8 protein-coding genes are annotated in these 12327 nt (G+C 37.0%); 6 read left to right on the top strand and 2 right to left on the bottom strand.

Annotated elements, in window-relative coordinates:
- Window positions 1-20 precede the first annotated feature (20 nt).
- Complete coding sequence (folD, locus tag OCU90_RS12705) at window positions 21-878, bottom strand: bifunctional methylenetetrahydrofolate dehydrogenase/methenyltetrahydrofolate cyclohydrolase FolD (RefSeq protein ID WP_004734180.1); 858 nt, start codon at window positions 876-878, stop codon at window positions 21-23.
- An 891-nt stretch (window positions 879-1769) separates the two neighbouring features.
- The gene (locus tag OCU90_RS12700; protein ID WP_061024429.1) at window positions 1770-3482 is read right to left on the bottom strand and encodes a DUF4209 domain-containing protein; all 1713 of its coding nucleotides are present in this window, start codon (window positions 3480-3482) and stop codon (window positions 1770-1772) included.
- A gap of 355 nt (window positions 3483-3837) precedes the next feature.
- Here OCU90_RS12700 and OCU90_RS12695 point away from each other — a divergent pair, with 355 nt between their 5' ends.
- The 6 genes from OCU90_RS12695 to OCU90_RS12670 all read left to right on the top strand — a co-directional run bounded on the left by OCU90_RS12695 (window position 3838) and on the right by OCU90_RS12670 (window position 12276).
- Window positions 3838-4968: a ComEC/Rec2 family competence protein gene (locus tag OCU90_RS12695; protein WP_081090004.1), complete on the top strand. Its 1131-nt coding sequence runs from the start codon at window positions 3838-3840 to the stop codon at window positions 4966-4968.
- Window positions 4965-6416 carry a Hachiman antiphage defense system protein HamA gene (locus OCU90_RS12690; protein ID WP_061024425.1) on the top strand — a complete coding sequence of 484 codons (1452 nt, stop codon included), beginning with the start codon at window positions 4965-4967 and terminating at the stop codon, window positions 6414-6416. The genes OCU90_RS12695 and OCU90_RS12690 overlap by 4 nt, the downstream gene beginning before the upstream one ends.
- On the top strand, window positions 6413-8581 hold the full coding sequence (locus OCU90_RS12685; protein WP_081090003.1) for a DEAD/DEAH box helicase: 2169 nt from the start codon (window positions 6413-6415) through the stop codon (window positions 8579-8581). The genes OCU90_RS12690 and OCU90_RS12685 overlap by 4 nt, the downstream gene beginning before the upstream one ends.
- A gap of 259 nt (window positions 8582-8840) precedes the next feature.
- On the top strand, window positions 8841-9497 hold the full coding sequence (locus OCU90_RS12680; RefSeq protein WP_061024423.1) for a DUF3223 domain-containing protein: 657 nt from the start codon (window positions 8841-8843) through the stop codon (window positions 9495-9497).
- A gap of 1008 nt (window positions 9498-10505) precedes the next feature.
- Complete coding sequence (locus OCU90_RS12675; protein WP_061024421.1) at window positions 10506-11378, top strand: DUF4365 domain-containing protein; 873 nt, start codon at window positions 10506-10508, stop codon at window positions 11376-11378.
- A gap of 136 nt (window positions 11379-11514) precedes the next feature.
- On the top strand, window positions 11515-12276 hold the full coding sequence (locus OCU90_RS12670) for a DUF4145 domain-containing protein (RefSeq protein WP_061024420.1): 762 nt from the start codon (window positions 11515-11517) through the stop codon (window positions 12274-12276).
- Window positions 12277-12327 lie beyond the last annotated feature (51 nt).

Below are 12327 nucleotides of genomic sequence, written 5' to 3'. Positions count from 1 at the left end.
CCGAGACTGTCGTTTACGGGCTATTTCGAGTGAAATTGCTCACAAGCGATCATAGTATTTTCGATTAGGCTTGCCACTGTCATTGGACCAACACCACCCGGAACTGGTGTGATGAAGCTTGCGCTCTCTTTAGCCACATCGTATTCAACGTCGCCAACGAGCTTGCCAGATTCCAAACGGTTGATACCAACATCGACCACAACAGCACCTTTCTTAATCCAAGCACCAGGAATGAAGTTAGGCTTACCAACGGCAACCACAACAACGTCTGCTTGACGTACGTGGCCTTCAAGGTCTTTGGTGAAGCGGTGGCATGTTGTTGTCGTACAACCTGCTAGAAGCAGTTCTAGAGTCATTGGGCGACCAACAATGTTTGATGCGCCGACAACAACCGCGTGCTTGCCGCGTAAATCGATGTTGTAACGGTCAAGCAGGGTGATGATGCCTTTAGGCGTACAAGAGCGCAGCTTAGGCATGCGCTGAGCCAAACGGCCTACGTTGTATGGGTGGAAGCCATCAACGTCTTTTTCAGGTGTGATACGCTCAAGAACGTGAGTAGTATCGATACCAGCAGGTAAAGGCAGTTGAACTAGAATGCCATCAATCTCTGGGTCTTCGTTGAGTTGATCGACTAGCGTTAGCAATTCATGTTCGGTGGCAGTTGCTGGTAAATCAAAAGATTTCGAGACGAAACCAACTTCTTCACACGCTTTGCGTTTACTGCCAACGTAAACCTGAGATGCCGGGTCTTCACCCACTAAAACAACCGCTAGGCCCGGGGCACGTAATCCAGCTTGAGTACGAGCTTTTACACGTGCCGCTACTTCAGAGCGAACCGTTTGAGAAATTAGCTTTCCATCAATATTTTGAGCAGTCATGAATTTCCTTAGTATTGATATTCAAGTTAGTGGCTGATGTTTTGGCGCATTATTCCAGAAAATCTTTTTGATTACCATCAAGCAAACGTTTGCTTTGCTCTATTTTCCAACACTTATAATCTTATTGCCCTTTTTTTACTCACTTGGATCAGAATGTTAGATAAAGCCGTTGCTTTACTGATTCGAATTCGTATAATCCTTTCCTGTAGCGCGCCCTTAGCTCAGCTGGATAGAGCACGACTAACCCCCTAATAGTTACCATTTTAGGAATGAATGACTATTATACAAAGGTTTAGGTGGTAGTAAGGTTACCATAATGATTTTTATGGTTACCATTTATTATTAGGCAGTTACCACTTTTAAGTAAACAGTTGTTTCTTATAAGTGATAGCAAAAAAGTTAAAATAATCATCTTGGATGGTTGAAAATCGATAGCTAAATCAGTACTATAGCGTCGAATTAATATGTCCCCTTAGCTCAGCTGGATAGAGCACCGACCTTTAAGAGAGGAGCCTGTATTTGGAAACTTATACAGTGTAGAGGGTGAATTCATGGAAACCTCAGCGCGTAGTGGCGGTGGCAATCATGAGCCAAGTCTTACATGCGTGTAAGAAAGGTGCAGAGACTAGGTGGTGCAATGCGAACACATTGCGTAAAACATCATTTAGCGCCCTCCACCCTAGCAAGTTATGTTGTGGGTGATGATATAGTCCAGACTACAAACATCGTGATTGATGGCAGCGAAAGCTGTAGTGGTAAGCTAAGTCGGTGGTCGAAGGTTCGAATCCTTCAGGGGACGCCACATTTTAAGAAACGGTATAACATTAATTGTTATACCGTTTTTTTTGTTTAAAAAAACATGTTCGTACTCGCTTGAATCATGATGAGATGTTAGCCACCCGGTGAATAAATGATGACCCACTTTAGGCATAGCCACCAAACATAGGTTGCATAAAGTGAACTGGCTGAATTGTCTGAAACCAAACCATGCGCTACCTTATTCCTAAAATTCAACCCAAAATTGCTAACGAAAATTGCTTCTATTTTAAATATAACTTCTTGATTTAATATCTTCTTTTCTTTTGCAATATCCAACAGCTTATTCATGCTTTTTTCAGATTCAGAAACACGGTCAATATCAACTGTCGGGATATCGGACTCTTTTAAGATGTTCCTTAAGATGCTCTCAACTAGGGGGCATAGCAACATAATTGAAGTAGAGAAATCTTCTCTATAACCATGCCATAGAGCTTTTCCCATTAAGCGTTTCTGATCGTCAGGAACCATTGAGCAAGAGCGAGCAAGTTTGTAAAACTCTTCTTCATCTAGTGATTTTATTTTTTTGAACTTCCTTAGTGCTGGTAGAATGTAACTAGCTGCCTGTTTGCCGCTATGCTCAATAAGCATTCGATAGCATTCAATTTTTTTCACTTCTTCTGATGTTGAGTCGAAAGTCCCTAGCACCCTCCCGTCGTTATCTGAATAACTAGAGCCACCAATTAAATGATTAAGAAACGATACTCCCTCTTTTTTGTGTACTCTTCTCTGTACTTTATAAAAGTGTCTGTACTCTAGATCTGGAATTTGTAAGAGTTCTTCTAGATTTTCACCTTGAATTAGATCTTCTGCGATTTCAACTTCCTTTGAAATGTCTACCTTGATAGGTTGAGCTATTTTTTTGAATTGCTCTTCTATTTGAAGTCTAAGATCAACAAGGTTACGTTCTATTTTTTGAATTTCTTCGTCAATGTTATGAGATATCTTGTAGTCATTACTTAGGCTTTTTAACCCGATGACCGCCTCGCGATAGTTATCTGAGGCAACATGAATGTTGTTTATTTTCTTGTTGTGCTCTGCTAGTGAACATAACGCATGAGCTTTGGATTGAATGTAGGAGCTTTTTTTACTCTTAAGAGAATTGTATTTATTTCCCATATCAAGTATCAAATTCCAATACTCGACCGCAATCCAGTGACCTCTTTTTTGAATTTCATTCTTGATTTGAGACTTTAGTACATCAACCAACTCAATTGCATACATACCTAATAGTTTATGCTGGTTTAACATGCGAACTATGACAAAACTGTTGTTATTGTTTAGTGCCTCTTGAATCAAAGTCCCTACTATCAGGCTTTGTTGTTGTTTTAGCTTTGCCGTTCCAGCTAAAAACAATCCTCGTTCCCAGTACTCAATAGTATGAAGGATTTCTACTAAAGGAAATCGTATATAGGCTGAGACACAGTTCATAATGTAGTCAGCTTTCTTTTCACTCATATTTGACCAAAGAACATCATAGAATTTTGCAGTGAGCCAAACGTTATCGAGCTCTTTGACAAAGGTTTCCACGCTTTTAATTTGTTCTTTATCGAATTTCAAGGAAGGGAAATTTTCAACATATCGTAAAGTTAATTTACCATGTTGTATTCTATGAGAAGTGATAAAAACGAGAGCTTCAATTATTAAGGTTTGATCTGTCGTAAGTTGGGGGCTATGCACTTCTCTCAAGTTTATAAGCTGATAAGCGATACTCCATTCCTGCATATGATCTTTTACACCACTTTCAAACTCATTTTTTATGATTTGAATGAACTGGGATGCTTGCATTTTAGAGTTTCCATATTGATATGTTAGGGAGGATGACGTGGTGATTTAAATTAACTCTAGAGCCTTTTAATGAAAAGTTGGTTTTCGTCATACCGCAGATAATTCCTTTCAAATTATTGTTTTTTGTGATGAATGGCCAACCACACGAACCAAATCAAGCCTTACATTATGCGCTCTATGGTATATTGCTATGGTTGTGTTTAGAAAGCGGTTTTATCCTGCGTACAGATAAATGTGTGATATGGACTAGTTTTTGTCCTACTTTGAATTTGTCTTTTAACCACTGGAAATATTCTGCAATTTTAAATTTTAGTCTAACTACATACAGTAATGTATCAAATTAGTGGTTACAAAAATGTTAAATATAATGATGCACAAAGCTGATAATGGCGATTGTATTTCTATAGAAACACAATCTGAAGTTGTCTTAATTGATGGTGGAACAGCACAATCTTTTTCCAGTTGGAAGCCTAATATTGTCGGTAAGGACAAGATTGATTCTGTTATTGTCACACATATCGATAATGACCATGTTAATGGAGTCATTAAGCTATTACAGAGTGATGATTGCCCAAGAATTGATCAGTTTTATTTTAATGGTGCAGAGCAATTATTTGGACCTTTGAGTGATTCTAAAGAACGGGATCGTATGTCCGACGTAAAGCTACAAGCTATTTCTGAAGAAGTCGCCACTGTTGGAAGTCTTGAAAAGATAAGTTACTCCGAAGGAACTTCACTCTCGTATGTTATTTCGGAGAAGATGATTACTCTAAACCCTCCAGTTGGAGGTAAGCCTATCCACCGTGAAGGCTGTAATAGCTTTAATATCGGTGAGATGAAATTCTCTGTCATCGGCCCTTCTAAAGCAACTTTGCAAGAATTAAAAGACCTGTGGAAAGATAAGCTCTTAGAAAGAAGTATTAGACCAAAAATTATAAGCAAAACGTATTACGATGCTTTTGAGCAATACGTGGCGACTCTTCAAGAAACTCTACCTAACGTAACCCCTATCACATCTGTTGACTCTAGAAGCATAGAAGAATTGGCAAATACCAAATTTGAAGATGACAATTCGATAACAAACAGAAGTAGCCTGTCTTTCTTGATCGAATCAAATGGTAAACGCTTATTGTATTTATCTGATAGTGATGCAGGAACTGTACTGTCTTGGTTGGATGACTCTGGACTAGAATCGATAACCGTAGATGCGGTTAAAGTCTCTCACCACGGTAGTCAAAATAACACTAGCATTGATTTATTAAATCGTATTGTTTGTAAAAAATACTTGATCAGTACAAATGGAAATTCTCACGGTCATCCGAACTTAGAAGTTTTGTCAAGAATAGCCATAGTAAATAAAGATGTTGGAGCTGAAATTTTTATGAATTATGAGATAGGACATTTTCCCGATTGGTTTAAGGATGAGTTAAGAGTTAGCTACCCAAACATCAAGTTATTTATGGACTCTTGTGAGGTTGGACTATGAGCACTGAGGTAATTAAAGAGTTTAAACTTGATTCGATTTACATCGTTGAAACATCGTTATCTGAACTTAAGACAAGGCGAGGAACTTGTTTTTCGATTTCTGATAATTTACTCCTTACTGCCAATCACGTAGTCGAAGGAGGTAAGTCAATAAAGGTGTATTTGTCGAGCGATGACTTTGCTAATGAAAAGTCGATTGACGCTGATTGTATCTATCAGAATTCAAACATTGATGTAGCGATACTGAAAGTCAATGATGGAAATATCAGTAGCTTAATTGAGCTGTATCGGACAAATGTAAACCTCGATAGTAAGGTTAAGTCATGTGGTTACCCTATTGAAAAGGAGCACTATCATGCACCAATCAATGTGGAGGTGACAAATACGTTTGCACATATGACTTCGAAAGAATGGAGCTTTGAAGTTTCGCAATCAAACACTGTCAGTCAATACAAAGGAATGTCAGGTTCTCCTGTGCTATTCGAGGGGAAGTGTATTGGTATACTTCTAGTTCAACAAGGTGAAAACACTCTTTACTCTGTGTCGACGGATGATTTTCTCAAAGACCAAGCGATTTATGAAATTGTTGAAGCGGCTTCTATTCAAATTATCGCTCAAGAGGGGATCGACTATAAAGCCCCTTCACACCCTACCTCTCCATTCAAGTATTGCATACACTGCACCGATGGTGTCCCAAGTATTAAAGGTGTAGATATTGGTTTTACTTTTGAGCAATGGAACATGAACCACTTCACTGAGACAGTGTATGACTGGATTATAGATTACAGCCTTTCGCATAAGGATCGAGCAAACTTTAACGGAAATCCAAGGCGTTTGTTTAAGTATGCTAGAAGTAATTATCCTGCCAGTGATTTGAATGCTCTAGGTGACCTTTGTTTACATATTGCGATTAGAGAGTCCTATTCGACTATACCGATAATGAATCGAGTATTTGATCAAAATAATAAGACGTTTTCTTGTACTCACGCAATTTTAAATTTTGACAATATTGAGCTCTGGATTGGTGCATCCTCTGTTAGCACTAATATTGATTTGGCAGTAAACAGTGTAATTGACAATATCAACTACATCGCAACTTTACAATCCTTACAGACTCGACTTTATGCTCTTACGTCAGAGATTGATTCATCTTGGCCTCATAAAGAAAAATTGGAAAGACTAGCTAATTCGAGCCTTCCGATAGATCAACGGTTTGACAAAATAATTATACCTATTTTTATTATGCACGATAGTGAGCTTATTACCGATTATGACAAGCAGAGCTTCTTGAGTTCTTTTGAAGAAAAAATTAATGAATGTAGAGGATTAATTAATGAAGGGGGTATAAATAAAGGATTTATAAGTTTAATTGACTTAAAAGTATTTTACTTCCCAGTATCTAGTATTTTTCAGTTGAATGAAGCGTTAGTTGAGGAGTTGAATTCATGAGTGAATGGTACAGAGTGGCTAAAGAGAAATTAAATGACCGATTATTTGATGATTGGGATAACTTTATGTCATCTTTAATCAATGAGTTCAATAATCATACTAATGATTCTCTAGTTCAAGATATAGTAATCAGAGCGTTAGAAAGAAAGTCAGAAATGCCTAATGGATTTATTTTGGATCATTTGTTAGGTGAGCTAGGTTTGTTCCCATATGTAGATCTAGATAATTCACCAACGAAAGATAAAATTAGACAGAGTTTGTTTACAACACCTCAAGATGATGCAAAGACGTTTCATATTAGGCAGGCAGAAGTATTCCACCGGATCATGAATGGTGAAAATATAGTTCTTAGTGCTCCAACAAGTTTTGGAAAAAGTTTAATCATTGAGGCTTTGATCGCTAGTAATGAATTCAATAATTTAGTGATTGTCGTACCAACTATAGCTTTGATTGATGAGCTTAAGAAAAAATTATTCAAATACAACGCTCAATACAAAGTAGTCACACAAGTTGGTCAGCAACCTAGTGAAAGGAATATCTTTATTTTCACTCAAGAGAGGGTACTGGAGTATAAGTCATTACCTTCTATAGATTTTTTCATTATAGATGAGTTTTATAAGTTAGCTCCTACAAGTAAGAGTGATGAGAGGTGTGATAGATTAAATCTTGCCTTCAGAGCACTGTATGGGAAATGCCAACGTTTTTATATGTTGGGTCCTAAAATTAATGGCTTGGTTTCGGGAATTACTGAGGAACTAAGATGTACTTTCCTAAAATTTGACTCATACGCTACGGTAGCAACAAATGAGGTTTTTTATCCATTGGAAACTAAGTCTAAAAAAGATGCGGACATCGATGTTGAAAGAGACGAAAAACTATTCAAAATCTTAAAAGATATAGGGCGAGATGAGCAGACTGTGATCTACTGTAAGTCCCCTAAAAGAGTTAGTTCATTGATGACTAGAATTTTGAATGCAGGGCTCTTGACTTCTGACGATACAAATAGCGATCTATCTGAGTGGCTTTCTGATAGTTTTCACAGCAATTGGTCGCTTGTTGACGGGGTGAAATATGGTATTGCTTTTCATCACGCTCAATTACCAAGAGCTGTCGGGGCATTGATTGTAGATCTTTTTAATGACTCAAAGATTAACATTCTGATTTGTACTTCAACTTTGATTGAGGGTGTTAATACAAATGCGAAAAACATTGTTATTTACGATGATTGTATTACAAGAAAGACAAAGTTAGACATGTTTACTTTTAATAATATTTCAGGGCGTTCTGGACGTATGTTTGAGCATTTCGTTGGGAATGTATTTATTTTTGGAGAAAGACCGCAACTAGAGTTACCTTACATTGATGTTCCGATTATATCCCAAAGTGATAATGCATCCGAATCATTGCTACTTCACTTAGGTGACGAAGTAAAAGTTGAAAATCAAAATAAAGTGCGAAAATTTTACGATCAAGAAGTTCTCCCTGTTCAACTTTTACTTAAACATCAAGGAATTAATCCTAATAAGCTGATTTCGTTTGCTGATGATTTAATTAAAAATTGTGGTGCTTGGAATAGAAAAATGTGTTGGGATAGCATTCACCCAAATGCAGAACAATTACGTCATCTATCCACGGTTATGTTTAAGTACTTCAATGTTTCTGCAATGGGCGGAGGAACCGTTAGGACTGAATTTCAGTTGTACCGAAAGTTAATTGACATAATTAATAAGGTGGACGATAAATCTCTTATTAATCAAGACTTTAATTTTTGGGGAAGAGACAATAAAGATTATACTATTGATGATGCTGTTCAATCAGTATTTAATTTCAAGAAAAACCTTGTGAATTACAATCTTCCAAAGATCATTTGTGCAATCAGTGATATTCAAGAGGTTATTTTTAAAAGGTTTGAATATTCTTATGGAGATTACAAGCCATTTGCAGTTTCGCTTGAAAATTTCTACTTACCTACTGCTATTAATTCACTGGAAGAGTTTGGTATTCCACATCAGGTAGCGAAGAAGGTTGTTGATCGAACTACGTTTTCAGATATCGATAATATTGATTCCGTGATTGGTGAGTTATCTAGATCACGTGAAGGTTCATTTTCATATCTTACAGAATTTGAGAAAAATTTTGTAAGAAAAGCAATATCTTATATGTAAGCGAACAATTTTTACCTGCTCCGAGTCTAATTGCTATGGGCAGGTAACATTTAATTGATGTGCGATCTTTAATTTCATTTATTTAACTTTTTATCGCTATTTTTATTTTTGCTAATAGAAGCAAGATTATAGTATTGAGTGTCATTGTCCACTGATGGACAACAGTGGACAACAGTGAGGAAACTGTGTCTATTACTCCCATATTAGTTAGTGGTAGCTCTGTTTATCTTAAATGTGTGTTAGCTTATTGGAGGTGAAAATGGCAATACCTGTCGTATTTGGTTCTTATCAATTTCGAACTAAAACAGCTGCAAAAGAATGTATTAGAAAGCGTATCTCAAATTATGACTTCGGAGATAAGTTGAATGATAACGATGAATTGTTTTTTTCCGAACTGTTTACGCTCCATGATGAGCACCGAGAGAAAGTCGGGAGTGGGATATCGTTCATCAGTGTAGAAAGAGATTTTCATAACAATAAATCTTTATATATCAATAGAACAGATGGTTCGAAAATTGATATTAGCTGGGTTCATTGCGTACAACCCGCATCTGTAAAAACGGTAGTATCAGTAGCGTTTCGTCGGGCTGTTAAAGAGACTATTACACAGTTTAAATCGAACTGTATTAATGAAAACCTTCGTTGTCCAAAACTAGGGTTTACACTTGATTACAGCGATAGTCATGTAGTTTATGTCCAGCCAACATTTGATCAGCTACTTTTCGAATTTTTGCAATTAGTTGGCCGAAATATAGAATCGATTGAACTTGTGAACCCTAGGCCTGATGACCGTGATCAACGCGGAATCATCAAGAGTCTCTCATTAACAAGTGCGTGGGTCGATTATCATCTGAAGCATGCTCATTTGGAACTGTGGAGCTCAGAGGCTAATTTAAAGAGGCAAACTAGTAAGTGATATAAGGATTGTTTCCGCTCTCTTCTGTCGAAGATTTTGTTTGATATGTCTTAATAAGGCAGGATAAACAGCTAAATTGGTGTGTATCATTAGTTACTACTTTTAAAGGGAAAGCTGAGATTAGCATCAAAATTTTAGATGATCAGGATTAGCATTGGCTTGAATTGAAATTAGCATCAAATACAGGTGTATGATCAGGATTAGCATCACTTAATTGTCAGAATTAAATGAACATACTGATTTTAACGCCATATCGTTAGTTAGTTGATGCTAATTCTGATCTCTTGATGATAGTTTCTGTGCTGGTTTTCACTTGTTTATAATTCATTGGAGGGAACCTGCCATAGTTAAGATCGCTATGGGTAGATAAATTGATGTTTATTTTTGGTTATTAACTTGAAAGTATCTAAGATCAGTCAAGAGTTGTATTCATCAATGAATTCATCCTATCTCATTGTATTTAATGAGTTTTGGTTAAGTTTCGTTAAGATCGATCATGGAGTTTTCATTTATATCCAATGGAGTTATGCCGATGTTGTTCATTGGCTATGAACTCAATAAGTGCGAATTTATTTAATATTAACATGAAACGATCGGTGTTTGATTGGCTTTATGTTGTTGTATTATAAGGTTTTATCCTTGTATTTCTTAACGTAGATAAGTTAATTACATCATTGCAGGGACTGATCTTTAGAATGTTTTTTGTGAACGTTGTTAGCAGCTAGAACATACTAAGTAGAAGGAAGATTTGCCTTAACCTGATTTTCTCAACAACCTCCTTCCTAATTGTACGAATTTTGTCCATCTAAAGTCATCTGATGAAGTTTAGATATCAACCTTTAAAAGATTATGTGTTATTTGTAAATTTACCCCTTTGTTCGCTATTAAACTATTGATTATTAATTGAAACTCTATTCTAAAGGTTGCATTATAGGATACTGAAGTTGCTTAGAATTACACAGGAAGCGCTATGTTTTTCATCAAATCAAGTAATCGTGGGAGGGCATTATGAGCAGGTATAACCCCACTGAGCGTATCGGTATAAATGCAGTAGAAAGTGTTGTCGTAAGAAATCTAGGGTGGATATTTCGAGACCAACCTGTTTGCGACCAAGGCATAGACGCGCATATCGAAATTGTTAATGATGGAAACCCGACTGGAAAGTTGTTGGGTGTGCAGGTTAAGTCAGGAAGTAGCCATTTTAAAGAAACTGCTCAAGGGTATGTGTATTACGGTTCTATGGTTCACCTTGAATATTGGCTTTCGTATTCACTTCCTGTAATTCTTGTCGGTTACTTACCGGAAGATGATAAAGTTATTTGGGCACCAATTACCAAAGATTCGATTGAATACACCCCTAAAAATTGGAAAATCACAATTCCGAAAAATTGTATTCTTACTGAGGAATCAGGTGATTCTCTTAAGTATCTTGTGCAAGGGACATCTGAAGAAATTAAATATAGAAACTTGCTTTTAAATTTAGAGAACATGAAGTTTTTAGATAGAGGCGGGAGATTATTGATCTGTAAAGAAGACTGGATAAATAAAAGTCTAAGCCGAGGTCGGTTTGAGTTGATCAAGCAAGATAGCGACGGCAAAGAAGAAACAATTGTCTCTGATTTTCACTGGTACACGGGGATGTCCGTTGAGCAATTAGTCAATAACATCTACCCTTGGGCAGATGTAGGTATAGATGAAGAGTATTATGATACTAACGCAGATGAATCATTTTATTCCATGTATACAGATAGTTATAAAAACAGTCATAAACTCTATCCATACACTGTTGAGTGTGGTGAAGTTGCTTTTTACAGGCTTGAATTATCTTTAAATACGCTTGGTAACTCATTTTTAAAGGTTGCTGAGTATATCGGAGAGTAGATATATAACAAACATTAGGAGTGATTCACCACTCTTGGTACTTTTAACTTCGTTTGGTGATTATGGTGTTTAAATTGAACGGTGTGGAAGCGTGATTCATATCTTAATTGACGCTAAAGTTTAAGGAGACAACCTATTGAAACAGAGTATTTTGTACACGGAAGAGCAAGTTCCAGCGTTTAAGTGTCCCTCATGTAATGTTGGCGACATGGTTCCTATTGGTGACTTGAGTTGTCGGCAGATCGTAGATGCTCGAACAGGAGGGGATGCTCGGGCATTACTTCGTTCTGACTTGATGTGCCAAAACAAAGAATGTGGAAATGTTGGGGTCATAGTCATGTCAGGCGAATCCTATTCTGATGACGAAGGTGGATATGAAATGTTGTTTACTCCGACATACGTAAGCCCAGCACCAAATTTTTTTACGTTAGATCGTAAATACCCATATAAAATACGAGCGCTTCTTGAGCTTGTTTTCTCATTGTTCTGGGTTGAGCAGTCTTCATGTGGAAACAAACTGAGAGTAGCAGTTGAAGAGTTGCTGACACAGTTGGGAGTTGATCAGTATCGAACAAAGAATGATGTTCCTCTTCTAAGTAAAAAAGGTTATCCCAAACCAATCCCTCTCCAAGAACGATTAGATCAATGTAAAAAAGCCGGGAAAGTTCATCGTAAGTGCATTCAAGCATTAGAGGCAATCAAGTGGTTAGGCAATGAATCTAGCCATAGTAGTGACGGTGTTTTTCAACATACTACTTACCAAGCTATCATGGTATTTGGTGCAGTATTAGAACAGGTCTACTTAGGTGTTGAATTGCCGAACGAGCTAGAGTTTTCAGTGAATAATATCAACTTTTTCTATAACCCTAATGAACAACAAGTACGACCGAAAAAATAAACTTAGCGAACAGTTCAAGAATCATTCACCATACAATGCGGCGTCAGGACT

This window comes from Vibrio splendidus (genome assembly GCF_024347615.1).
GTDB lineage: Bacteria > Pseudomonadota > Gammaproteobacteria > Enterobacterales > Vibrionaceae > Vibrio > Vibrio splendidus.
This window is presented reverse-complemented; position numbering and strand designations above follow the sequence as displayed.

What these genes read in the sequence shown, in the direction of transcription:
- folD (WP_004734180.1), bottom strand. Translation starts at nt 878, where the DNA reads ATGACTGCTCAAAATATTGATGGAAAGCTAATTTCTCAAACGGTTCGC.
- OCU90_RS12700 (WP_061024429.1), bottom strand. Translation starts at nt 3,482, where the DNA reads ATGCAAGCATCCCAGTTCATTCAAATCATAAAAAATGAGTTTGAAAGT.
- OCU90_RS12695 (WP_081090004.1), top strand. Translation starts at nt 3,838, where the DNA reads ATGTTAAATATAATGATGCACAAAGCTGATAATGGCGATTGTATTTCT.
- OCU90_RS12690 (WP_061024425.1), top strand. Translation starts at nt 4,965, where the DNA reads ATGAGCACTGAGGTAATTAAAGAGTTTAAACTTGATTCGATTTACATC.
- OCU90_RS12685 (WP_081090003.1), top strand. Translation starts at nt 6,413, where the DNA reads ATGAGTGAATGGTACAGAGTGGCTAAAGAGAAATTAAATGACCGATTA.
- OCU90_RS12680 (WP_061024423.1), top strand. Translation starts at nt 8,841, where the DNA reads ATGGCAATACCTGTCGTATTTGGTTCTTATCAATTTCGAACTAAAACA.
- OCU90_RS12675 (WP_061024421.1), top strand. Translation starts at nt 10,506, where the DNA reads ATGAGCAGGTATAACCCCACTGAGCGTATCGGTATAAATGCAGTAGAA.